The organism is Labrenzia sp. THAF187b (genome assembly GCF_009363375.1).
In the GTDB taxonomy this organism is placed as follows: domain Bacteria; phylum Pseudomonadota; class Alphaproteobacteria; order Rhizobiales; family Stappiaceae; genus Roseibium; species Roseibium algicola.
In genome coordinates this window covers 5583175-5606781 of record NZ_CP045344.1, presented here as the reverse complement: position 1 = coordinate 5606781, position 23607 = coordinate 5583175, and the positions used below count along the sequence as shown (strand labels likewise).

Sequence of the window (23607 nt, the reverse complement as noted above, 5' to 3'; positions counted from 1 at the left end):
GACCAGTGCCGCTCCGATCCTGATTTGCGTCACGCATAGTCGGATTGGCGAGCAGAGGCATCGCGAAAAAAAACAAACCGCCCGCATGTCCACGGGCGGTTTTCGTTTTTGTCTTACCGCCCGGTGATGGCCGGGAAGAACAGCAGGATACCTACGGCGAGTATCTGCAGGGCGATAAACGGCAGCAGCGAGCGGAAGATCGTTGCCAGCGTTATGCCCGGTGGTGCCACGCTCTTGAGATAGAAGGCGGCAGGCCCGAACGGCGGTGACAGGAACGACACCTGCATGTTCATGCAGAACAGAACGCCAAACCAGACCGGATCGTAGCCGAGATCCTTGATGATCGGCACGAAGATCGGCATCGTCAGCAGCGCGATCCCGACCCAGTCCAGGAACATGCCGAGCACGAACAGGATCAGCATCATGAACAGCAGGATGATGGTCGGATTGTCGGAGATGCCGGAAATGAGGGCCGAGACGAACTTGATGCCGCCCATCAGGTTGAACACACCGACCAGAGCACTTGCACCTATACCGATCCACACGATCATGCCGACGGTCTGAAGCGTCTGCAGGGCAGCGCCTTTCAGAAGCTCGAGTGTAAATTCCCCCCGAACCACCGTCGACAGCAGCACCCCGGCAACGCCGACCGCCGATGCCTCGGTGACACTCGCGATGCCGCCGTAAATGGAGCCAAGCACGCCGGCAACCACGGTAAGCGGCAGGATCAGCCCTTTCAGGAGACGGAGTTTTTCCGCCATCGGCACAGGTTCTTCGTCCTGTACCGGTGCGATGGCCGGGTTGAGGTAAGCCCGGATCAGGACGTAGGCGACATAAAAACCAGCCAGCATCAGACCCGGCAGAAAGGCGGCGGTGAAGAGATCGCCGACCGAGACGTTGGCGGTAAGGCCGTAGATAATGAGTACGATGGACGGCGGTACCATGGTGCCGAGCGCACCGCCTGCGCACACGACGCCGATGGCCAGGTGCTTGTCGTAGCCGAGGCGCAGCATCTGGGGCAGTGCAACAAGGCCGAGCAGCACGACTTCGCCGCCGATGATGCCGCTCATGGCCGCCAGGATCACTGCCACGACGATGGTCTGGATAGCGACCCCGCCGCGCAGGCGTCCGCCCAACAGCTTCATGGCGTCGAACAGATCTCGGGCGATGCCTGATCGATCAAGGATTGCCGCCATCAGAACGAACATCGGCACGGAGACGAAGACGAAGGAACCGACGAAGGAGTAGACGCGGCTGGTGATCAGCGGCACGACCATGGGACCAAACCAGCCGAGCGCGAAAATCAGCGCGACCAGCAGGGTGACGAAGGCAAGCGGGATGCCGGACACCAGCAGCACCAGCAGCATCGCGAACATGAGCAGCGTGCCGGTCTCGATGCCGAGCCCTTGAAGGGAGCCGAAGAACTCTGTCACTTGCGCCCCCTGGCGTAATTATAGGCAAGAATGAGGAACTGGACGGCCATCACCGTCATGACAACCAGAAGGAAAACCTTGATCAGACCCGGGAAGACAGGGTCCCAGGCACTGCCGGAGCGTTCCAGACGGAAGCTGCCATCGGGACGAAAAGCCGCCTTCTGGACCATCAGCCAGCTGGCGTAGGCAAAAAAGGTGCTGGCCACCATGCAGATGAGCGAGATGACGACATCAAGGACACGCCGCAGAGGTGGCGGCAACGTGTCGTAGATCAGCACGACCCTGATGTGGCGGTCGCGCGCGGTGCAGTAGAGCCCGCCATAGAGAAAGGCGGCACCGCACAGGAAGATGGTGGTCTCGTGCGCCCAGATTGTGGGGGCGTTGAAGACGTAGCGCAAAAGCACTTCGTTGATGAGGATCAGCATCGATGCAACGATGCCGATGGCAAACAGCAAGCCGCCCCTGTCGATCCAGCGCCCGAGCATGCCGGCCTCGGCAATGGCGCCGGGATCCTTTTCCCGCTCCGGGGTTTCGTTCGGTTCCACCAAGGTTTCCTCCAGCTTCTTTTACAAAACGGGCGCCCGAAGGCGCCCGCCAGGTAACCACATTGAGGCAGCTTACTGCATCAGGCCGTTTTCTTTCAGGTAGCTGGTCAGAACGTCATAGACCTTCTGGGCATTCTCTGAACGTTCGGCGACCTTGGCCCATTCGCCGGTGGCGATGGAGCGGAATTTCGCGCGTTCTTCCGGCGACCAGTCCGTGACGGTCACCTTGCCGCTGGCATTGGCTTCCTCGACGGCTTTCTGGTCGCTTTCGGCGAGAGCTGCCACCTGCGCGTTGGCGAAATCCCTGACGCTTTCTTCAAGGGCGGTCTTGAGATCGTCCGGCAAGGCATCCCACTTGGCCTTGTTCATGGAGATTTCCACCAGCGGCATGGAGTGGAAGCCCGGATAGACCGGGTTCGGGGCAACGTCGTGCATGCCCTGTGCCTGGTTGGTGGAGAAGACCGAGTAGTCGGCTGCGTCGATCACGCCCTTGTCGAGTGCGGTGAAGACTTCAGACCCCGGCAGGTTGACCGGAGCAGCGCCAGCCGCTGCAAACACCTGCTGCACCAGGCCTTCCGGTGCACGCATCTTCAGGCCTTTCAGGTCGTCAACGCCGTTCAGCGGAACCTTGGAGACGAAGGCCTCCAGGCCCGGTGTCGTCGCGCCGATGAAGTGCAGGCCGTAAGGCTCTACCAGCTCGTTCATCAGGTCCTTGCCGCCGCCATCGTACATGAAGGCAAACATCTGGTCCGGCGACGCCCAGGCGCCGACCGGGTTGGCGATCAGGCCGAAAGCCGGGTCCTTGCCGGCAAAGTAGGACGTGTCGGTGATATGGCCGTCAAGAATGCCGGATGCGATGGCATCCTGGGTCTCGCTGTGGGCCACAATCGACTCCACAGGCAGCAGCTCGACCTCGATCTTGCCGCCGGTCTTTTCCTTCACGCTCGCGGCCCAGCCCTGCTGGAGCACGAAATTCGGGTTGCCCGCCGGGTCGGAAGACTGGAAGCGGAACGAATAGTCCGCAGCCATGGCGGTCGTGGCAAGCGCACCGGCCGCAACGGCGGCAAGAGCGGTTCTGGTCAAGAGTTTGAGCATGATTTCCTCCCTAGTCGAAACGTCATCGCTCAAGAGGCGATGGTGGTACGAGGCGGCCTTGCTGGCCGCAGTTCTTTCATGGCTTTGTCGACAAGTTCATCGACAGGCCTTGAAATATCCAGGCTGAAGCCGGCTTCCCCGGCTTGCAGCGGTTCCAGCGTCGCCAGCTGGCTGTCCAGCAGCGTTTCACCGACAAAGTGTCCCTGGCGCCCCCCCAGGCGCTCGGCGATCAGGCCGCGTTCTCCAGCCAGGTGAACAAAAATGCACGAGGGCAGGGCAGCCCTCAAACGGTCCCGATAGGCCCGCTTCAGGCTGGAGCAGGCGATCACCGCGCCACCGGCACAGTAGATCTGCAGCTTGGCGGCAAGTGAAACTGCGTCCAGCCAGGGCATGCGGTCGGCATCGGTCAGCGCTTTGCCTGCCGCCATCTTGCGCTTGTTTTCCGGGCTGTGAAAGTCGTCAGCTTCAACCATGCCGACGCCAAGCCTGTCCGCGAGGCGGTTCGCCAGCAGGCTTTTGCCGGCGCCGCAAACGCCCATCACGACGATGGCCGTTTCGCCAGAGGCTGATGGCAATTCACCCTGCATTTCCGTCCCCGAATGATCTCGTTGTTGGGTGTATTAAAAATGATAGCGCTAACATTTGTCAAACACTTTTTTCTGGGATATTATCGAAGGGTTGATTTGAAATGGTATAAACAATTGTAATGGTTGAATAATTTGAAAATAACGATCGCCGATGTTGCCCGGGAAGCTGGTGTTAGCGCTATGACTGTGTCGCGCGCGCTACGTGATCCTGACAAGGTCTCCGCCAAGACACTGACCAAAATCCGGGAGGTGGTCGACAGGCTCGGATACGTGCCGGATCCGGCGGCCAGCGCGCTTGCTGCGGGCAAGACCAACGTCATCGGCGTTATCGTGCCGTCTGTAACCAACAACGTCTTTTCCGATGTCATGCGAGGCATCTATGAAGCGGCTGAAGGGTCGAAATGGCAGATCCAGCTCGGCAATTCCCGCTATTCCCCACTTGAAGAAGAAAGCCTTGTGCGAACCTTCCTGAGCCAGCGTCCCGCTGGCCTGATCCTGTCAGGTCTCGATCAGTCGGAAGACACGGCCCGGCTGCTGGAGCGGGCAGACTGCCGCATCGTCCAGATCATGGAGTGCGGGCCGGCGCCATATGACATGATGGTCGGCTTTTCCCACGTGGAAGCCTCTGCCGCGGCAACTCGCCATCTTCTTTCTGCCGGATACAGGCGACCGGGCTATATCGCTGCCCGGCTCGATCCGCGCAGCCAGCGCCGCCTTGCGGGGTTTCGCGGGGAGGCGGAAAAGGCAGGCGTCTTCGATGCGGGCCGGATCGTGACGACACCGCGTCCTTCAACCGTCACCCTGGGCTGTGAACTGGTCGCCGACCTTCTGTCGAAGGCGCCGGAAACCGATGCGATCCTGTGCAACAACGATGACCTTGCGCTCGGCGCGCTGTTCGAGTGCCAGCGGCGCGGTATCCGGGTTCCGGATCAGATGGGTATCTGCGGTTTCAACGATCTGGAAATGATGGCCGCCGCCAACCCGCCGATCACCAGCGTGCGGACGTTCCGCCTGGCCATGGGGCGCGATGCCTTTCGCATGCTGACGGGGGCCCTTGCCGGAATTGAGCCGGAACAGCCGGTGGTCGATCTCGGCTACGAGGTCGTGGCACGTGGCAGCACAGCCCGAAACGGGCAAGGCTAGAAGATATCTTTTAAGGGAAGAAAAACTGGCTGGGGTGGAAGGATTCGAACCTTCGCATGGCGGTACCAAAAACCGCTGCCTTACCGCTTGGCTACACCCCAAGGCCGTGGGGACGCTGTATAGCGAGCCTCGATCCTTTGCGCAAGTCTCCACAAGCGCAAACTTTGACGGGGAAGGACCGGTTTTCCCCAGGTGCGTTGCAAGGCCATCGCCGGGATGATCAGAGGCCGTTTCAATCCGCTTCAAGGTGGCGGAACGGCAAGCCGGACTTGGTGTGTCTGCTGGAAAGCGGCGTATTTCGCTCCTGCCTTGCCGAGGTTGTTCACAGTTTCAAAAAAGTGACATTCGGCAATGCAAATCGCTTGCGGGATCAGACCAGCTTTGCTAAATGACCCTCCACGCAGCGAGGGCTTGCCCAGCTGTTCCCGATGAGCCTAGCTTTCTAAGCTCATATTCTGTGTCGGAGTGTAGCGCAGCCTGGTAGCGCACCTCGTTCGGGACGAGGGGGTCGGAGGTTCGAATCCTCTCACTCCGACCATTTTTTTCCTTCCAATTTGAACGCCTCGCGACCTGCAATGCCTGCGGACCTGTTTTCGCCCGCAGCGATTGGTACGCCTGCGTCGACGTTTTCTTCCCTAGGCCACCGTCTCGGCTGATCGAATTGGCACTTGCGATGCCCGTTGCCTTCCTTGCTGCAGCTGTGCGTTTCAGGCCTCCTTCTGCAACCTGCTGCCGTTGTGGCCCGTCTCTCGAGACCGATCTTTACATTCGTCCCCGATAAAAAGCGTGGTTTGATCAGGCTGCGCGCCACTTGCTTGCCGGACTGGAAGATACTAGCAAGTGCTCGTTTTGATTGAGAGTTTTGCGAAATAAAACTGAAATTAAATCGATTGCTAAACAAAAATCCTCAACCATATGAGGCAATTTTCCCGCAAAAATTGCTTGCAACCTGTGGCTTAAACCCTTAGGGCAGCATTAACAAAAAAGACAATGCGGGAAAAGACAATGCGCAACAGTTTCGCTGTTTTTTGAACAACTTGCCGGTTCTGAATTTGAAGGGCCGGCGACGATAGCTGCCTTTTTACGATCCTGATCATTGGCCTGCCGGCTCTCCCGGCAGAACGCCTCTGCACGCCCTGCGTGCTGTCCGTCAAAAAACAGATACTCCAGGCACAGACAATGTTTTTCCAATTTTTCGTACCGCCGAATTTCGTCTCCGGTCATCGCAATGCGAGGTCCTTGTGGCTTGGACATCGCCGCAAGTACTGGAAACCGGTGCTGGTGGCAGCAAGTCTGCTGGCTGTGTGCACGCAAGCCTCCGCCCAATCGGAACAGCCGGACCAGAAGACCCTCACTGAACGGTTCAAGGCTTGGACGGTGACGTGCGTGGAGGCCGAAACACGCACCTGCCGGATGACGCAGGAACTGGTGCAGGAAAAGACCGGGCAACGACTGTCCGCATTGTTGGTCGAGGAACGGGCCGGGGAGGGGCCGGTGCTAACGGTTCTGGCGCCCTTTGGCCTGGCCTTCTCGCAAGGTCTCACACTTGTGGTGGATGACGTTGAGTTGCCGAAGGCGCAGTTCCTGACCTGCCTTCCCTCAGGCTGCGTGGTGCCGGTGCCGCTGGATGAAGCAGCCCTTGAAAAACTCCGGACGGGCAATCGGCTCACCGCAGTCGGTGTCACCGCCACCAACGACAAGCAGGTCCGCATCGAGTTTTCGCTGCAGGGGTCCTCTGCCGCATTGGCCCGGTTGAAGGACCTTTCCGCGGGCAAGACGACCGACTGACACCATGCGAGCACTTGCGCGTTTCCTGGCTCCGCTTGCAGGGGCACTGCTGTTTGCACTGCCCGGGGCGGCTCAAACGCCTGCGGGGATCGAGGACGTGCTGCGCCAGCAGCAGCAGATCATCGAGCGCGAGGAACAGCAGCGCCGATTGGAGCGTGACCGTTTTCTGGGCGGAACGACGGAACCATCCCAGCGTTCGCCGGATCTGCTGCCGCAGGCAACCGGCGGCGAGGGACCGTGTGTTGATGTCGACAGGATCCGGTTCGAAGGCGCAAAGCGCGTTCCGGCAAACCAGCTGGAGTTGCTGGTCCGCAACCGTCAGGGCGCCTGCCTGACGCTGACCGATATTCAGAACGTACTCAGAATGGCGACCAATTATTACGTCGAAAAGGGCTTTGTCACCTCGCGCGCCTATCTGGTGCCGCAGGATCTCGGCTCCGGCGAATTGCGTGTCCTCATCGTCGAAGGCTCGGTGTCCGAGGTTCGCCTTCAGGAAAACGGCAAGGCACGGCGAGGGGCAACGCAGCTTTTCGGCGAGCGTACTGGCCGGATCATGAATATTCGTGATTTCGAGCAGGGGCTGGAGCAGATCAACCGGCTGGGGTCGAAGGAAGCCGTCATCCGCATCGAGCCGGGCGCGGGCGTTGGCCAGAGCATAGTCACCATCGAGGTGAAAGATGCCTACGCGGTGCAACTGTCCGCGTCGTTGGACAATGGCGGAGCCACAAGCACCGGCCGTCATCAGTGGAACGGCATCGCAGGATTTGAGGACGTGCTCGGGTTGAACGAGCTGTTGACGATATCTGCCCGCAGCTCGCTCGATAGGCTGGACGAGCGTATCTATTCGCGCTCGATCAACGCCTATCTGTCCGTGCCCTGGCGGTATTGGACCGTCAACATCAGCGGGTCCTATCTGGACTATCTGTCCAGCCTGGAAAGCCCGTCGGGCGACTACAGCTATGACGGCACCAGCTGGGAAGGCCGGGTGGAACTGGACCGGGTGCTCCACCGCACAGGGCGCTTTGTCTGGCGTGCCGGCGGCGCGTTCTCGCTGAAGGAGGCCAACAACTTCATCGAAGAGATCTTCATCGACGCCTCCAGCCAGCGGTTGGCCGTTCTGGAAGCTTCCACGAAGATCAGCGGCCGGATTGCCGGCGGGTTCGGACAGGCCAGTATCGCCTTCAAGCAGGGGCTGGAAGGCTTTGCCGCCCAGAAGGACAGCCGCCAGCTGAATGGGACGCCGGCGGCCCAGTTCAGCCAGGTGACGCTGTCGGGGTTCTACCAGCGGGTCTGGCAGAACCCGGTCGGCCAGCTTTCCTTCCAGGCCAGCACCTATGGCGCTTTTTCGCCCGACACGCTGTTTGCCTCCGAAAGGGTAACCATCGGCGGGCCTCTGTCCGTTCGCGGCTTCCGCGATGTCAGCCTGTCGGGTGATGCCGGTGGCTACAGCCAGCTTGAGCTTGGTTTCACCCCCGCATTCGCCAGTAAAGCTCCGGACAACCTGAAGCGGCTATTCGGTCTGCCGCAGGTGTTTGCCGGTCTGGATGCCGGCGGCGTCCTGGAAGATGCCGACGATCCGCTGGAAGGCGGAGAGCTGATGGGCGGTGCGGTCGGCCTGCGCCTGAGCGGCGGCATCGTGACCGGTGAAGTGGCTTATGAGCGGGCTCTGGCCCTTCCGACATTTCTGGATCCGGCGGAAAACGGCTTCTTGCGTTTCCGGCTGGGCATTTCTCAAACGTTTTAGGCGGATCGGCTTATGATCAAGTCCGTTTTAAATGGTTTCTTCTGTACCGTCTTCCTGGTCCAGACCTCCCTGCCGGCTTTTGCCGGCGGGCTGACGCCGGATGGCGCTGCTGCGCCCGGCAACCGGCCGGAGATTATCGCGGCGCCAAACGGCGTGCCGGTCCAGAACATAGTCACCCCAAATGCGCAGGGCCTGTCCCACAACAAGTTCACCGATTTCAATGTCGGCAAGAACGGCCTGATCCTCAACAATTCCAAGGATGTCGGCCAAAGCAACCTGGGCGGCTACATTGTCGGCAACCCCAATCTTCAAGGCTCTGGCCCGGCAACGGTGATCCTGAACGAGGTCACCTCGTCCAACCGGTCGCTGCTGCAGGGCGCGACGGAGCTGCACGGCGGGCAGGCGGACTATATCCTCGCCAACCCCAATGGCATCACCTGTAATGGCTGCGGCTTCATCAACATTCCGCGGGCAACGCTGACGACCGGCGTGCCGCAGGTAGATGCGGGAACGCTGAAGGGCTTCTCGGTCGACCGGGGCACCGTCACCATTGGTGCGGATGGCGTCGCGGCGGAAAGCGTCGACTATTTCGACATCGTCTCGCGTGCGGTCGAAATCAACGGCAAGATCCACGCTGGCGAGAACCTCGGCGTCTTTGCCGGTCGCAACGACTACGACTATGCCAACCGCTCGGTTGCGGCCAAGGCCGGGTCGGCGGCGGACAAGCCGGAATTTGCCATCGATTCCTCCGCGCTTGGCGGCATGTATGCCGGCCGCATCAAGCTGATCGGCACGGAAAGCGGCGTCGGTGTGCGCGCGCCTGAAAGCGCGACCGCCGCCACCGGCGATTTTCAGATAACCGCCGACGGCAAGCTGGTGCTTGGCGGCACGGTGTCTGCCCGCAAGACCTTGCGCGCCCGGTCCGTCAACGGTTCGGTGGAGGTTCAGCAAAATGCGTCCCTCTATGGCCAGGAAACGCTGATCCTGAAGGCCGGCGGCGATATCAAGGTTGCCAAGGAAGCAACCCTTGGTGCCGGCAACCAGGTGGATCTGGAAGCCGCAGGCATCGATTTTGACGAGGCGCAGCTCCTGGCGGGCATGGCGCCCGGCGGCACGCTGGCTGCAGGGGTCGGTTCCATCAAGGTGGCAACGACGGGCCTTGCCGATTTTTCCGCCGCCAGCCACATTCAGGCGGGCGAGGCCATCACCTTCAACGTCGGCGCGCTTCAGCAATCCGGAACCGTTGCCGCCGACACCTACACGGTGCGGGCATCAAACGACGTGGTCCTTGGAAGCGCGTCGATCGCCAGTGTAATCGATGTCGCCTCCAGCCTTGGCGACGTCACGGTCGCCTCCGGATCGGTGCTTTATTCCGGCGGAAATCTTGCCCTTTCGGCAGCCGGCCGTTTGACCGTGGCAACGGCGGGCGAGGTCAACGCGCGCGACCACGTCGCGCTGACAGCACCGGTGATCGACATTTCCGGCGGCAAGATTTTTGCCGGTGTCACCGGCGAAGGCGCCGCGATAACGGACGCGGGCACGTTGACGCTGACTGCATCCGGTTCGCTCAACGTTGCCGCCGGGTCCCGCCTCCAGTCCGGCGACCTGACACGGATCACCGCCGGCACCTGGAACCAGCACGGCGCGCTGGAGGTCGGTTCGCTGGCGCTCGATCTTGGCGGGCTTTCCCTCAGCGGTTCCGGTGCGACGGTCGCGGCGCGGGATGTCTCCGGCAGCATTACCGGCACTGCAACGCTTGCCGCTGCTGCCCCGGGGCTGACCGCCACCAACGCGCTGGACCTCAGCGTCAACGATCTGACCGTTGCCGGATTGCTGCGCGTGAATGGAACCGGTCAGCTGACCATTGGCGGCACGCTGTCGGTGACCGGCAAACTGGAAGCAACCGGCGGGCTGACGGTCAACGGCGGAACCACCAATGTCGCCGCTGACGCTTACATCATTGCCAATGATGCTGCCCTGTTCGATGGGCTGGACAGCTTCACCAACCGGGGCGGCGTTCACGCCGGCAACGGCCTGACCATCCGCTCGGTCAACCTGGACAACCATGGCGGCGTGCTTGTTGCCGAAAACGGTCTGATGCTGGAAGGCCGCACGGCGGGCACCAAGGCGGCCAGCATCATCAACCGCAAGGGCGGGATCATCGAGGCACGGTCCGGTACGCTGACCATCCGGGCTGAAAGCCTGAAGAACATCACCGGTGCCACTTTCGACACCAAGACGACCGCATATGCCAATGAAGTCGTCGCCGGGGCCTATCCTCCCGACTGGCTGAAGGGCGGGTTCTCCAAATACTGGGCGGCCGGCGGCATCGGCGACTGGGACCAGTTCTGGGACACTGGCGGCGGGCCCGGCGGCTATGTGTTCGTGCCGCACCCGGAAAAGATCGATGAGATCCTCACGGCCAAAAATGCCACGGCAGCGGACTGGGACCAGAATTGGTGGAAGGACTACGCACCGACATCCATTGCCGAGTTCGACCCGGACAACGGTACCTATGACGACTGGCTGATGCTCGCCCCCGACGAGGACGGCGCAGCGGGGTCGGGCGATGTGGTGACCATCTTCGTCACCGAAGACACCTATGAGCTGGTCGACCCGGTCGCGCGCATCGCGGCGCTGAACGGCAACATGGTGCTGGATGTCGGCACGCTGGAAAACGAATACAGCGACATCGTCGCCTCCGGCGACATGCGCATCGACGGCACCAGTATCGTCAACGGCGGCAAGACCCTGACGCGGGTCATCACTATTCACCAGAGCTGGTCGAGCTACGAAACCCGCACGCTGGGCTTTGCCCCCTCGCACAAGTTTCTGGACAATGGGGTGCAAAGCAAGACGCTGAGCGCCGAAACGATCGATGCCGTTCCTGCGACCATCCACGCCGGCGGATCGCTGATCGGCAACCTGACAGGCACGCTCACCAACGAAGCCGGCGAGCCTTCCACCCCGGAGGACCTGCAAAAGTCCACACAGGACACGTCCATCGTTCAGCTCAACGCCAGCTCCCAGGCCCCGGCCTTCGACCCCGCGTCCTACAAGTTCAACGGCCAGCTTTTCAGCCGCGCTCCGGAAAGCAGCCCGTTCCTTTACGAAACCCGCTTCGCGTTCGTCGACATTGGCGCATTCTTCGGGTCGCAGTATTTCCTGGATACGGTCGGCATTCCCGATATCGACAAGCACATCCGCTCGCTTGGTGATGCCTATTTCGAAAGCCAGTATGTGGCCGAGCAGGTGCGCAGGGCCACGGGCCGCCGCTGGCTGTCCGCCGACCAGACCTCCGATGCCCTGCAGATGAAGACGCTGATCGACAACGCGGGCGCACAGGCCGAGGCGCTGGACCTGGCGTTCGGCGTGTCCTTGAGCGAGGAGCAGATCGCGCTCCTGACCAGCGACATCGTCTGGTACGAACGTGCGGTGGTGGATGGTGTCGAGGTGATCGCGCCCCGTCTCTACCTTGCCTCGACAACGGACCTGAACAAGACCGGCGCTGTGATCGCCGGGCGCAACACGACGCTGGAGGCAGCGGAAATCAGGAACGTTCGCGGCACGATCAAGGCCGACGAAACCCTGGTCGCCAGCGCCGCCGGCGCCCTGCTCAACAGGTCCGGCACGATCCGCGGCAGGGATGTGACCCTGTCCGGCGAGACTGTGTCGATCGAAACTGCAACCCGGGCGACCGGCAACGGCACCACGGCCATCGGCTCCTGGGCCTATGAGCGCGGCACGGTGACGGCGGAAGACACGCTGACCATCCGCAGCGATAACGACACCCGCATCACCGGGGCCGATCTTGCCAGCGGCGGCAGCCTGGAAATCGACGCCGGCCGTGACCTGGTGGTGACCGCCATCGAGCTCGACAGCCATTTTGAAGCCAGTGGCCAGGCGGGCAGCAACCGCTACGATGTGCGCGAAAGCCAGACCCGTGTGTCCGGCTCCACCATCCAGGCGGCAGACGCGGCCGACCTCAAGGCCGGGCGCAACATTGCCGTGGAAGGCTCGCTGATTGCCAGCGACGGCACGGCCAGCCTGACAGCCGGTGAAAACGTCACCATCGGCACGGCGGAGGAAAGCCGGGAAGACCGGTCCGCGCGCAACAAAAGCGGTTTCCTGACCTCAAGTTCCAGGAAACGCGACAGCAGCAGCACCACGCAGGTGGGCTCCATGGTGACCGCGCTCGGCGATCTGGAGATCTCGGCCGGTGCAGGGGATGTCGTGGTCAAGGGCTCCGCCGTATCCTCCGAAAGCGACGTTGCCCTTTTGGCCGGCCGCGATGTGCGCCTGGAAGCTGCCCAAAACACCTCCGAAGACAGCCGGGTCGACAAGAAAAGCGGCTTCTTTGCAGAAACCGGCAACATGGGTGTGGTTGCCGGCTACAAGTCCGAACGGCATACCTCCGACACCAGCTCGTTGACCCAGGTCACCTCGGCGGTGTCCGGCCGGAACGTTTCCATTGATGCCGGGCGCGATGTGGTCTCCGAAGCTGCCTCCGTCGCCGCCGACGAAGACCTTGGCATAACCGCCGGGCGCGACATCGTCCTGGACAGCGTCCACGATCTTTATGCCCATTCGGAAAGCCACAAGATCGACACCTTCGCGCTGTCGGTCGGCGCCTTCGAAAACATCTCCGGTCCGGTGAAATCGCTGGCGGATGCCCCGCGCATGGCAGCCTCGGGCAAGGGCAATCTCGGCTATCAGGCGCTTTCCGCGGTCTCTGCCGGGCTGAAGGCGGTCGACGCGCTCAACCAGCTCAACGCCATCCGCCAGGGTGGCACCATTGCCGGGGTGCGCATCGGCATCGGCATCTCCCACGAGGAAAGCAGCTCGTCGGAGGTTAGCGCCATCGCACGCACCGCCACGCTGTCGGCGGGCAACAACATGTCCCTGGAGGCGGGACGCGACATCACCGCCAAGGGCGCCCGGATCGACGCCGGCAACGATATTGCCATGGCGGCGGGACGGGATGTCATCCTGGAATCGGCGCAAAACCATCTCGCTTATGAGGGCGAAAGCTCCAGCATGTCCGCGGGCATCGGGCTGACGCTTGGTGTCGGCGCCAGTGGCAAGAATGGTGCCCCCGGCGCCAGCCTCAGCCTGGGGCTGGATGTCTCCGGCCAGCAGAGTTCCTACAGCCAGTCGCAGACCTATCACACCAATACGGATGTGACGGCGAGCGGCAACGTGTCGGTCGCAACTGGCCGGGACCTTGCCCTGAAGGGCGCGCGGATTGAAGCCGACAGTGCCGATCTCGACATCGGCCGCAACCTCACCATCGAAAGCCGGCTGGATACGGCCGAAGGCTCCAACCAGAGCAGCGGCTACAGCGCCGGGGTTTCCGTTGGCATCGGGCTGGGGGCAGACGGCGCCGGGCCCACCTTCGGCGCCTCTGCCAGCGTCAACGGGGCCAAGGGCTCCAACAGCTCGGCCTGGGTGAACGCCCCCTCCGGTATCGTCACCGACAACGCGCTCAACGCCGATGTCGGCGAAACGACCTCCATCACCGGCGGGGTGATCGCCTCGCGCTCCGGCGACCTGACCCTTGAAACAGAGCGTCTGGAAACGGCGGATATCGACCTTCACCGCAAGGGCCGGCAGGTTTCCGGTTCGGTCGGCGTCAGCATCGGCTCCAATCCGGAAGGCAAGTCCAAACCGGGCATCACGGTGGAAGGGGCCTATTCCAACTCCGAGACCGAGGGCGTTGCCCGCGCCACCATTGGCGAGGGCGAGATCACCGTGCGCGACGGCGATGGCGACGGCATCAAGGCCGCCGACCTGGAAGCCGAGGCCGACGCGGCAGATGCCGAAGGCGACACGGCCCGCGCCGAAGCCTTGCGCACCGAAGCGGAGCTGGAGGCGGCGGAAGACACCACCGCCACCGAAACCCAACTTTCCAACCTCAACCGCGACCCGGACGCGGTGGTGGAAGTGACCTCGCAGAAGCAGGAAGGGTTTGAGCTTTATGTGAGCGATACGGCGGTGCGGGACCTGGGCAAGGTTCTTTCTGCGGTTGGGCAAGCCATCGAAAAGCTGGATGTGTCTCCCCAACAACGCGAACTGCTAAAGCGCTTGGCCGCCTGCGGCGGTCGCCAAGGGTATAATCGGTACAACCCGCTGAACTGGATTGTTACTCCAGCCTACGCTGCGGACTGCTCTCAGACTGCGATTGAAGATATCATGTTCGGGATCAAACGGGAGACGCTTGCCGAACTCGTAGAATTTTGTGAGAGCCTTGATCCCGGTGTTCAAGCCTATGCAAAGGCTGCTCTGGCAGCGCGCATTTTTGCAGACTTGCCAGCCGCTGACCGCGCTCAACTGAAATCGATCACCAAATGGGACATCGAGAGCGTATCCGGGCTTTCCTATGACACGGTCTTGATGCTTGAGCTGGCGAACGAGGCTTTGCACTGCCAGGCGCCAAGCTGCAAGAGCACCAAGAACCAGACGGTGCTCAAGCTCTACAATACCATTGGTCAGAAAGAGCTGCACCTTGCCACTTTCCTGAAGATGACACCACCGAGCGAGAGCTCTTTGGGCTTCGATACGACGGGAATGACCTGGTCGCAGTACATCACAGTTCTTCAGGCCGAGGAATTGATTGCGCAAGCAGGTGGGCACGTTGTCGGCGAAGCTGTTGCAAAAGCTGGTGCCTTAATTACGAGAAGGCTTGGGTCTAAGATTGCCGAAGCTTTCTCCGCAAACGTGAAGGCTGCAAATAGGACGCCCGATGGGCCAAATCCTGGTACCAGACCTGGTGCCACAGATGCCGAAGCGGGCATCGGCACCAGCACAGTTAAGTTTGATGGAAGTCCGACTGCTCATGAAGCCCGTTTAGGTCAAGAGTTGGCAGAGCAAGGCTTGGACGTTCGCATTCGAGGTGAAAATGTGCCTGGACCAGATGCGCAAATCAATGGTCTTTGGTATGATATTAAAGAGCTGAGTGGGACGGGACGTAGATCACTACAGTCATCCATCAACAGTGCAAAAAATAATTTTAGTAATAATGGTGCTGCAGGCCTAGGATTAGGGAGATCTGATACACGCGCTTTAATTGACGCACGTGGTAACGGAACATGGGATAACGCGGCGTCTATACGAACAGAATTAGATCGTCTATCTCGTAATGGTGACTTAAGTAATGTTGCCGAGGTAAGAGTGATTACCAGCAATGGCCCAATTGTATGGAAACCTCAATGAGTTATTCATATTATCTGACCTGTATCGATTGTGGTTCAAGCATTTTCCTCGGGAAAACAATTGACGTCCATTACGATGGTATTTCGGATGTGAAAACAGGCTTTTCGATGCTGGGCGGCGATAAAGAAAGTGGGTGGCAGCCTTCACAAAAAGCTATGGAGGAGTTGCAGCACTTTTTGTTCGTTCACAGAGGGCACGAGCTTCGAGTCGTACCTGAAACGGTGAATAGGCGTGATGCAAACATTGAATTCGTATTCCCTGCCGATGACGATACAGCCGATCCATTATTCAATAGATCGTCGTTTTTTGATTCAGGTCACGATAAGGCTGACCCTGAGAGAGAGGCTGATATGCTTGAGGAGGGGGTAATCCAGCGTTTGAGTAGTCGCTCACCAACATAATGCTACAAATACGGTATTGCCTGACGGTTATCGTATTTGGGGCGAACCACACCTGGTTTGCTGGAGGCTCCAGCTCCTGAATGGAGTGGAGCAGGTTAAGTAAAACAAATAATATGCCGACGTCGGCGAAACGACCTCCATCACCGGCGGGGTGATCGCCTCGCGCTCCGGCGACCTGACCCTTGAAACCGAACGTCTGGAAACGGCGGATATCGACCTTCACCGCAAGGGCCGGCAGGTTTCCGGCTCGGTCGGCGTCAGCATAGGTTCCAATCCGGAAGGCAAGTCCAAACCGGGCATCACGGTGGAAGGGGCCTATTCCAACTCCGAAACCGAGGGCGTTGCCCGCGCCACCATCGGCGAGGGCGAGATCACCGTGCGCGACGGCGACGGCGACGGCATCAAGGCCGCCGACCTGGAAGCCGAGGCCGACGCGGCAGAAGCCGAAGGCGACACGGCCCGCGCCGAAGCCCTGCGTGCCGAAGCGGAGCTGGAGGCGGCGGAAGACACCACCGCCACCGAAACCCAACTTTCCAACCTCAACCGCGATCCGGATGCGGTGGTGGAAGTGACCTCGCAGAAGCAGGAAGGGTTTGAGCTTTATGTGAGTGATACGAGTGTCAGGGATGCTTTCAAAGCCGTCAAACTGGTTGGGCACGCAGCTTCTTCAATCGTTTCCAGTGTCATGGAAAGGATGGGAGATGAAAACCCAGGTTTAAAAGACCTGGCCCAAGCCAAACGTGCGGGACACCTTTCGGACGAAGCGATCCTGACACAGCTTGCTGGTTGCAACCCTCAACATGGCTTTAATCTCTGGCAATTGTTTGTTTCACCTGCCTACGCACAAGGAACTTGCTCCGTTACGACATCCAATGGGTATGTCATTAACCTGAGCGACGAAGAGACACGTCAATGCCTTGAGATCTATCTCGGCACTATGATCGCCAACCCGGAGGATGCCGGTCGTTGGGCGGATCTGCTCCGCAACGGGAACCTCACGGCTCCGGTCAGGGCAATGGGCGCAATCGCGGCCATGTCAAACGGCCCGTATGTAACAGGCTACGGAGAAGATGGCGAAGACCTTGTAACGACAGACGGCAATGGTCGTTTCCTCTATAAGAATACGGTTACAGGTGACTTATTCTTTGCCAATCCGCTGGATGTGGGGGATCCGGCAGTCATTTCTTATGTAAGCGACGCATCTGCGGTCGGTGGGCCGGGAACCAGCTTCACCACAGTAAGACTCGCTCTCGCTCCGAAGTTTGTTGGAAAAACAAAGGCGACAAAGGGAGGATACAAGGGCCCGAACGTTGATTCCGTACCTCCAGAACAATCACCGTACCCGCCGGGTACGCTGAGCTCCGGGAAGGTCTGGACGAAGTCTGCTCGTGTCAAAGAGGCTCAGTTGCCGAGTTCAGGGAAGATAAGATTCGTTCCTCCGGAGAAATGGGATGGAACTACACCTTTGCCACGTGGTCCGAACAAGGGGTATGTCGACAAATTTGGAAATGAATGGACGCGTGGACCATCCAGAACGGAAGGTCAAGCATTTGAGTGGGATGTTCAGCTATCGAATACGGGGAAGTCGCAGTTGGGATGGGCTACTCGGGATGGTTCCCACGCAAACGTATCATTGGACGGGAAGATTACACACAAATGACGCAAGCCACTTATATCAATATACGGTTTCTCTCTTCTGTGGCTTCGGAGGATGAAGCCGCAGAGCTTGGACGGAGCCTTATGGATGCATTTCGAGATCTTGGGAACATAGTTGCCTTTGAGGTTAAAAAGTACTGGAAAATCCCGGAATGTTATGAGTGCTCAATGGAGTTACATGCAGAAGCCATATCGGACGCGACGCTTCCAATCCTAATAGAGCGGCTAGGTCATGGTTGGGAACGCGTTAGCTCTGTGTGCTTTATTTGGAACCGCTCAGAAGAGTTCCGTTTTGCGGATGAGCGCGTAAATTGGGCTGAAGTCGAGTTCATCGAAGTATGATTGCGCGGCTCAGAGGGTTTTTTCGAAGATCCTCTTGCTCTTTATCACTGTCCTTGGGCAAGGCAATTTTTTCGACGCACAAGGTATATCGCAGAAGCTAAGCTATCCAGCCATGGGCAGGAATTGAATGCGCCGCCGGTCGGTCTGGCGAACACCGCCCGCGCTCTAACAGCCACCGGTGCAAATGGGATGGCCACCGGCACTGCATTCACGTGCTCTGATCTCGGAAAACTCTAGCCCACCTCGAGGGCACGTTGGGTAGCACTCCTGATATTCGGACAGCGCAGAACATGATCATTGATATGGAGGATGCACTTGCTACCCCAAGACCGTGAGTCCCTTATTGATACAAGCTTTCGTTTTGTAAGCTGGTTAGCAAAGAATTTTCCTAGTGTGAAAGATAGCTCTTTGCCTTCCTATTATGACTCATTTGGTGAGCTCATCCGAGAAGCTCCAACTGTGTTTTGGGGAGCGGTCGGTGGGCGAGATTATGCTGAACTTGCCACTAAATCCGCATTTGGTGAAAGTGTTCTTGATCGTGTGGTTGCAATTGTGAAAGACTCTTCGCCAGAAGTTCAAAATGAAATCCTTGTTGGTTTTGTAGAGGCGCATATGTTCCCGCGCCCTGGCTCACCATTGGCTAAGGAGATGGGTGAGGCGCTTGGCATGGATTTGAGCGGTCTATGTTGACTGCAATGCGCCACTTTTTCCGAGTTTTCGTTACGCTCATTTTGTCGGCAATAACTGCTGCGCCAATTGTGGCGTCACCTTTAGATTGGTCTCAAATTTGACCTGCCCCCCTGAAATTTCCCCGTTTTGAGGTTAGTCCGCAGTATTGAACGGATACCAGGAGGAACGCGAGCCCAAGCTGACGCAGATTTTGATGCTTTGAAACTATCCAATGTTCTTACGATTGATACTGATCGTCGTATGGGAAGACTACCTCACGGAACGAAAGTAATTGTGCGTCCGAGCCACGATGGGCGACCGACCATCGAATTTCAATGGACTAACGACGCCGGGAACGTTGGTACAACTCGAGAAATTCGATATGGTGATTAATTGCAAGACTTGGACGTTATTGAGGAGTGCAATTAAAGATAAAGATCTTATATCTCCAGATCTGGTGAAGAGCCATTGCTGGAAGTTGGTTGTAATAGACGATAATAATGTAAGTGACGACGTTGTTCGCTGTCTCAGTGAGGCGCTTATGAAATTAGGTATATCTGAGTATTATTCGGTGCCGATTAATGATCTATCTTTAGAAGTTACAAAAGCGCACATTAGAAAATATAACTCTGATGATGTGAGCTGGAGTAGCTTCTTTAATTTTGACGAGAATGGCAAAGCAGATTATCTCGAAAGCTGTATTTTCTTTTCTGATCCCATTAAATTTCTTTTACTGCGAACCGGAGATGTCCGGCACATGATCTACGCAGGTCCCAGCGATTTTTTGCAGGTCGCCACGGGGATTGATATGGAAAAAATGGAAGCGGTCGCTGTGGGTTCCTATTGGCCCGACGAAAGAATCGAAAAGCTCTATAAGCCGCTCAAGCTCCTTTCGCTTCCGTCAGGTATCACCTAACTCCCTTTGCACCAAATGAGTAACCCACGGGCTATTCAGACTATGTTTCTCGAATTCCTACAAGGACGGAACCATACTGATGATCGACGATCTTCTAATGCAAGCAATCAAGAAGGCTCTCTCCGATCTTGAAATGAGGGGAGATATTGTTGTCTGCTCAGAGATTGCCGGGGGGCCTGCAAAATATCTTCATGATGCTGTGAGTGCATTTGTTCCGAATAGTGCTCTCACGTACTCAGAACTTTCCGGCATCAGATCCCTAATTTTTCACGCGGTTGATGACAAACGTTTTTTCGATTGGGAGATGCCCACCTTGACGGGTTTCAATGCTGACGGCTTCCGAAAAATTGCTGAAAAGCTGCCAACTGGATGATGATTTTTATCCCGGCTTTCATTGTGTTCCCGGTCCACTATCCAATCTACGAATAGGCCAGGATGTTGTAAGTCTCTAATCTGGCCTTCGCCGCCCGGACCCCTCCTGCTGGTGATATACACCCGACAACTGGACAATCTGTGGTTAGAGACAACACCACAGGAGATATTTTTCGCGTAGGTGGACCTGGGTATGTCTATGAATAGCCGAGTGAAAGCATACGTACGTTTGCTAGACGAAGGAATAGACGTTTGGCGTCCTTGCTATGTGCGCATGGTAAGGAAAGAGGTGGCAATAGTTCTACCTGATGGGTATTTACTCGGCGGTTTTAGTGAAGAGTGGGAGTGCAAGCCAGGAGATATTGTTTCAATAGAAATAAAAGGCGATAAAATGCGCATTTTTCCACTGTAGTTAATATCTCTCTGGGTAATATATGCTACAAAGAGGACGCAAAACCATCGATGAACTATTGGCGGGTGATACCCAGATCACACTGAATAGCCCCGTGTTTTCTAGACGCCCTCGGCTTTCCTTTTCTGCTGCCGTCTCAACCGGAAGGGTATTACACTGAATATGTACACCCAACACCTGGAGTAATCGGACAGGGGCCTCAACGAGTGATTCAAGGGCAAGGTGGAGGACTGTATGACCTGCTCCCCCGAAACTTCCCCGTTTTGAGGTTAGTCCGTTTCCAATTCGCACTTTATCCAACTTCACCGCGTCGAGCTTGCCTGTTCCGGTCATACCCCCGTTGCTTGATGTAGTCGCGGATCAGGCCCACCCGGTTGGGGCGGAAGCTTTCGGTGCCGCGCGCCAGTGAGGCGATCCGGCTGACGTGGAAGTGGCGGTAGTCTTGCCGGAGGCGGCAATGGGCGAGCAGCAGCAGCGAGGTTTCGCTGTAGGAAAGACCCATCGGCCAGATTTCCCGGGTGGTGGTTCGCTCCTGCAGGTCGCGATAGGTGATGACCAGGCTGAACTCCTCCCAACAGGCCTCGCGCAACAGGTCGAGATCCACCGTCACCGGCGGGCGCTTGTCCGGCTGCCGCCAGCTGCGCATCACCGTGTGCATGGCCTGGCGCGCCTGCCGGTCGGGCAGGGTGGCGATGATGCGGGCCATGGCGTTGCGGCCGGCCTTTTTCAGTGTCTCGTCGCCGATCTGGTCCAGCCCGCTTTGCGCCAGCATCAGCGCCTCGATTTCCAGCCGGGAGAAACTCTGCGGCGGCAGCACGGGATCTTCCGTCAAAGTGTAGCCGACCCCCGCGGCCCCGTCGATCAGGGCGCCGCCCGCACGCAAGGTCGCGATATCGCGGTAGAGCTGGCGCAGGGAAACGCCGGTCTCTTCGGAAAGGCGCGCGGCGGTGACCGGTTGGGGAAGGCGCCTGAGGGTATCCATCAGACGCATCAGCCTGTCCATGCGGGCCATTTTTGCTCCTGCCGTAAATTGTCAGCAGGGGGAAGCTATACCTTTGGCATCACAAAGAAAAGGAGCTTTCCCATGTTGACGCTTTACCATTCTCCCAACAGCCGGTCTTCGGCGATCGTGACCCTGATCGAAGAGCTGGGCGCCGACGTCGAGGTGAAGGAAGTGACGGTTCGCCGGCAGGATGGCTCGGGCGGGCCAGATGCATCCAACCCGCATCCGGAAAAGAAGGTGCCCTACCTGGTGGATGGTGCCGAGGGGATCCGCGAGCGCGGCGCGATCATGCTTTATCTCACCGACAAGTTTCCCGAAGCCGGGCTTGGGCCGATCGAAGGCCAGCCGGGGCGCGGAGAGTATCTGTCCTGGCTGTTCTACTATCAGGGCGTGATGGAGCCGGTCATCATCCTGAAATTCGCCCAGTTTACGCATCCGGCCGTGGAGGCAAGCCTGCGCGATTTCGACACGATGGTCGCGCGGCTGGCGGAAACGCTGGAAAAGCAGCCTTACCTGCTGGGCGAAACCTATTCCGCCGTTGACCTGTTGTGCAGCGGTCCGTTCCTGTGGCTGCCGGACATGTTGCCGGACAACGAGGCGATCCGTGACTGGGTGAAGCGGTGCAGCGAACGCCCGGCCACCGTGCGGACGCTGGAGCGTGAACGCCAAGCGGCCTGAGAGGTTTTGAACCTCCACTGACGCTGTGGCCTGCCGGGTTTTGCCCGGTGGGCCATTTCTGTTTGCGCAGTTGTCTTGAAAACGGCCCTGAAACTGGATGAACGGCCTGCGCGGCTTTCCAGTTGGCGAGCCCGTCCGTTTCTGCCGGTGAGGGTGAGGGCAAGGGCCGTCAGTCCGGCCTCGTCCGCAACTGGCCTTCATAGTCGCGCTTGCCGATCGGCACGCCGCGCGTGCGCAGGATGTCGTAGGCGGTGACGGCGTGGAAATGAAAGTTCGGCAGCAGGAAGGACAGGAGAAAGGTTTCCGATGTCAGGGGCATCGGCCGAGGGCTGATGTGAACCAGATCAAGGTCGAGAGGCCGGCCCGACCAGTCGTTTACCTCGGCAGGCGTATAGGTCTGCAAGCGTGTCACTGTCTGCGCGATCCGGTCCTGCAGATCCGCATATGGGGCTGGTCCGACAAGCGGCGGCGGGGTGAAGGCACCCGTTCTCATTGCTTCCAGGCCCCAGACGGAAAAATTGTCGACGCACTCGATCTGAAACCAGAACTGAGCCATGTCCGGACAAAGCCGCGCGGTCGCGAAGTCGTCCGGATCGGTGCCAGTCTGCTGGCAATGGGTTGCCGCCTTTTGAAGAAACCCGCTGACGGCGCGTGCCGTTTGCAGGAAGGTTGGCACGCTCAAGTCGTAGAGGGTGGTCGCCACGGGCTGTTTCCTGGTCATGATCCGGGTTCGAAACACGCCTTGGCGTGATCTTCAAAGGGTACGACGGGGAGGCGGATCATATCCAGGAATTTTGAGCGCTGGTGTGGAAGCCGGCATTCTGCCTTGGGCGGCAGGGTGCACTTGCTGGCGGGCTGTCGAACACCGCGAAGAGCAGGGGTATCTGACGTATTTCGCCGCGCGCAGCGTATCAGCGTCTCTTGCCGAAGGTCGGCTTGCCGGCGCCGGCACTTGCGTCCTGCCGGTTGCGGCGCACGGAGGTGCGCTCGTCGGCATGCGGTTCGTCCTGGTGGCGGCGCTGGAAAAAGTTGTCCGGGCTGTCGCGGCGCTCATCGAGTTCGCTTCTCAGCGCTTCTTCGGAGCTTTTCAGCACTTGCGCGCGCTGTGCGGCCACATGCCGTTTCTCGCCGATGAACTGGACGCCGCAGCGAAGGCCTTCCTCCCAGCGGCGTTCGCAGGTGACTTCATAGTCTTCCAGGTCGATATGAAGGTCGAATTCCTTGGGCAGCATGTAGGCCTGCTCGAATTCCAGCAAAGCGCCGCCTTCGGAGATGTTGCGCACCATGCAGGGAATGGATCTCAGCCCGTTTTGAAAGACCATCTTGCCTTTCTTGAACACGCGTGCCCGCCGCTCCCGCGGCATCTGTTCGCTGGCGCTCTCATCCGCAGGTGTGTGCGGAAATGGTTTGGCGTCCGACATGGGTTTCTCGCATTCTCATGGTGTCCAAGGGCACTTTAACCCCCATTTGGGGTAAGTTTAGGCGCAAAGCCCTTGCCAATCGGTGAATCCACGTATGGATCAGTCAGGTAAAGCCCTGCATAGGACCATGTTGGGAGAAACAAAAGCTCCCTTGCGACGGTCAGAGAAACCTGAGCTTTTTGTATTCTGG

At 58.9% G+C, this 23607-nt stretch carries 18 protein-coding genes and 2 tRNA genes; 12 read left to right on the top strand and 8 right to left on the bottom strand.

Features of this window, described 5'->3' with window-relative positions; genetic code table 11:
- Positions 1 to 113 precede the first annotated feature (113 nt).
- The 4 genes from FIV03_RS25745 to FIV03_RS25730 all read right to left on the bottom strand — a co-directional run bounded on the left by FIV03_RS25745 (position 114) and on the right by FIV03_RS25730 (position 3660).
- Entirely contained in the window at positions 114 to 1376 is a 1263-nt protein-coding gene (locus tag FIV03_RS25745; RefSeq protein WP_152512079.1) for a TRAP transporter large permease subunit, read from the bottom strand.
- Positions 1377 to 1429: 53 nt separating this feature from the next.
- The gene (locus tag FIV03_RS25740; protein ID WP_031269566.1) at positions 1430 to 1978 is read right to left on the bottom strand and encodes a TRAP transporter small permease; all 549 of its coding nucleotides are present in this window, start codon (positions 1976 to 1978) and stop codon (positions 1430 to 1432) included.
- Between the two features lie 72 nt (positions 1979 to 2050).
- Positions 2051 to 3073, bottom strand: coding sequence for a TRAP transporter substrate-binding protein (locus FIV03_RS25735; RefSeq protein ID WP_152511475.1), 1023 nt, complete (start codon positions 3071 to 3073; stop codon positions 2051 to 2053).
- Between the two features lie 29 nt (positions 3074 to 3102).
- The gene (locus FIV03_RS25730; protein ID WP_152511474.1) at positions 3103 to 3660 is read right to left on the bottom strand and encodes a gluconokinase; all 558 of its coding nucleotides are present in this window, start codon (positions 3658 to 3660) and stop codon (positions 3103 to 3105) included.
- Positions 3661 to 3840: 180 nt separating this feature from the next.
- Between FIV03_RS25730 and FIV03_RS25725 the strand changes: the two genes are divergently transcribed.
- Positions 3841 to 4803 carry a LacI family DNA-binding transcriptional regulator gene (locus FIV03_RS25725; protein ID WP_209009788.1) on the top strand — a complete coding sequence of 321 codons (963 nt, stop codon included), beginning with the start codon at positions 3841 to 3843 and terminating at the stop codon, positions 4801 to 4803.
- A gap of 26 nt (positions 4804 to 4829) precedes the next feature.
- Here FIV03_RS25725 and FIV03_RS25720 read toward each other — a convergent pair.
- Positions 4830 to 4904, bottom strand: a tRNA-Gln gene (locus tag FIV03_RS25720).
- Positions 4905 to 5264: 360 nt separating this feature from the next.
- On the opposite strand from FIV03_RS25720, the gene FIV03_RS25715 reads away from it, so the two are divergent.
- The 10 genes from FIV03_RS25715 to FIV03_RS25670 all read left to right on the top strand — a co-directional run bounded on the left by FIV03_RS25715 (position 5265) and on the right by FIV03_RS25670 (position 19904).
- Positions 5265 to 5341, top strand: a tRNA-Pro gene (locus FIV03_RS25715).
- Between the two features lie 641 nt (positions 5342 to 5982).
- On the top strand, positions 5983 to 6591 hold the full coding sequence (locus FIV03_RS25710; RefSeq protein ID WP_152511472.1) for an invasion associated locus B family protein: 609 nt from the start codon (positions 5983 to 5985) through the stop codon (positions 6589 to 6591).
- A gap of 4 nt (positions 6592 to 6595) precedes the next feature.
- A complete protein-coding gene (locus FIV03_RS25705) occupies positions 6596 to 8335 on the top strand; it encodes a ShlB/FhaC/HecB family hemolysin secretion/activation protein (RefSeq protein ID WP_152511471.1) in 1740 nt (579 codons plus the stop codon).
- A 12-nt stretch (positions 8336 to 8347) separates the two neighbouring features.
- Positions 8348 to 15547, top strand: coding sequence for a hemagglutinin repeat-containing protein (locus tag FIV03_RS25700; RefSeq protein ID WP_152511470.1), 7200 nt, complete (start codon positions 8348 to 8350; stop codon positions 15545 to 15547).
- A complete protein-coding gene (locus tag FIV03_RS25695) occupies positions 15544 to 15948 on the top strand; it encodes a hypothetical protein (protein WP_152511469.1) in 405 nt (134 codons plus the stop codon). The genes FIV03_RS25700 and FIV03_RS25695 overlap by 4 nt, the downstream gene beginning before the upstream one ends.
- A gap of 151 nt (positions 15949 to 16099) precedes the next feature.
- Complete coding sequence (locus FIV03_RS31795) at positions 16100 to 17608, top strand: polymorphic toxin type 17 domain-containing protein (protein WP_209009787.1); 1509 nt, start codon at positions 16100 to 16102, stop codon at positions 17606 to 17608.
- The gene (locus tag FIV03_RS25685) at positions 17605 to 17946 is read left to right on the top strand and encodes a hypothetical protein (protein WP_152511468.1); all 342 of its coding nucleotides are present in this window, start codon (positions 17605 to 17607) and stop codon (positions 17944 to 17946) included. Before FIV03_RS31795 ends, FIV03_RS25685 begins: the two co-directional genes overlap by 4 nt.
- Positions 17947 to 18261: 315 nt before the next feature.
- Positions 18262 to 18636, top strand: a complete 375-nt coding sequence (locus FIV03_RS25680) for a hypothetical protein (RefSeq protein ID WP_152511467.1) — start codon at positions 18262 to 18264, stop codon at positions 18634 to 18636.
- 289 nt (positions 18637 to 18925) lie between these two features.
- Complete coding sequence (locus FIV03_RS25675) at positions 18926 to 19531, top strand: hypothetical protein (RefSeq protein ID WP_152511466.1); 606 nt, start codon at positions 18926 to 18928, stop codon at positions 19529 to 19531.
- Positions 19532 to 19610: 79 nt separating this feature from the next.
- A complete protein-coding gene (locus FIV03_RS25670; protein ID WP_022997886.1) occupies positions 19611 to 19904 on the top strand; it encodes a hypothetical protein in 294 nt (97 codons plus the stop codon).
- Between the two features lie 703 nt (positions 19905 to 20607).
- Here FIV03_RS25670 and FIV03_RS25665 read toward each other — a convergent pair.
- Positions 20608 to 21297 (bottom strand): YafY family protein, encoded by a 690-nt coding sequence (locus FIV03_RS25665; RefSeq protein ID WP_286202233.1) that lies wholly within the window; start codon positions 21295 to 21297, stop codon positions 20608 to 20610.
- A gap of 102 nt (positions 21298 to 21399) precedes the next feature.
- Between FIV03_RS25665 and FIV03_RS25660 the strand changes: the two genes are divergently transcribed.
- A complete protein-coding gene (locus tag FIV03_RS25660) occupies positions 21400 to 21996 on the top strand; it encodes a glutathione S-transferase family protein (protein WP_152511464.1) in 597 nt (198 codons plus the stop codon).
- 169 nt (positions 21997 to 22165) lie between these two features.
- Here the strand turns inward: FIV03_RS25660 and FIV03_RS25655 are convergent, their stop codons facing one another.
- Entirely contained in the window at positions 22166 to 22699 is a 534-nt protein-coding gene (locus FIV03_RS25655; protein WP_152511463.1) for a DUF1993 domain-containing protein, read from the bottom strand.
- A gap of 208 nt (positions 22700 to 22907) precedes the next feature.
- On the bottom strand, positions 22908 to 23417 hold the full coding sequence (locus FIV03_RS25650; protein ID WP_152511462.1) for a PilZ domain-containing protein: 510 nt from the start codon (positions 23415 to 23417) through the stop codon (positions 22908 to 22910).
- Positions 23418 to 23607 lie beyond the last annotated feature (190 nt).

Coding starts and splice junctions, on each gene's coding strand:
- FIV03_RS25745 (WP_152512079.1), bottom strand. CDS start 1,376: ATGTTCGCGATGCTGCTGGTGCTGCTGGTGTCCGGCATCCCGCTTGCC.
- FIV03_RS25735 (WP_152511475.1), bottom strand. CDS start 3,073: ATGCTCAAACTCTTGACCAGAACCGCTCTTGCCGCCGTTGCGGCCGGT.
- FIV03_RS25730 (WP_152511474.1), bottom strand. CDS start 3,660: ATGCAGGGTGAATTGCCATCAGCCTCTGGCGAAACGGCCATCGTCGTG.
- FIV03_RS25725 (WP_209009788.1), top strand. CDS start 3,841: ATGACTGTGTCGCGCGCGCTACGTGATCCTGACAAGGTCTCCGCCAAG.
- FIV03_RS25710 (WP_152511472.1), top strand. CDS start 5,983: ATGTTTTTCCAATTTTTCGTACCGCCGAATTTCGTCTCCGGTCATCGC.
- FIV03_RS25705 (WP_152511471.1), top strand. CDS start 6,596: ATGCGAGCACTTGCGCGTTTCCTGGCTCCGCTTGCAGGGGCACTGCTG.
- FIV03_RS25700 (WP_152511470.1), top strand. CDS start 8,348: ATGATCAAGTCCGTTTTAAATGGTTTCTTCTGTACCGTCTTCCTGGTC.
- FIV03_RS25695 (WP_152511469.1), top strand. CDS start 15,544: ATGAGTTATTCATATTATCTGACCTGTATCGATTGTGGTTCAAGCATT.
- FIV03_RS25685 (WP_152511468.1), top strand. CDS start 17,605: ATGACGCAAGCCACTTATATCAATATACGGTTTCTCTCTTCTGTGGCT.
- FIV03_RS25675 (WP_152511466.1), top strand. CDS start 18,926: ATGGGCGACCGACCATCGAATTTCAATGGACTAACGACGCCGGGAACG.
- FIV03_RS25670 (WP_022997886.1), top strand. CDS start 19,611: ATGATCGACGATCTTCTAATGCAAGCAATCAAGAAGGCTCTCTCCGAT.
- FIV03_RS25665 (WP_286202233.1), bottom strand. CDS start 21,297: ATGGATACCCTCAGGCGCCTTCCCCAACCGGTCACCGCCGCGCGCCTT.
- FIV03_RS25660 (WP_152511464.1), top strand. CDS start 21,400: ATGTTGACGCTTTACCATTCTCCCAACAGCCGGTCTTCGGCGATCGTG.
- FIV03_RS25650 (WP_152511462.1), bottom strand. CDS start 23,417: ATGTCGGACGCCAAACCATTTCCGCACACACCTGCGGATGAGAGCGCC.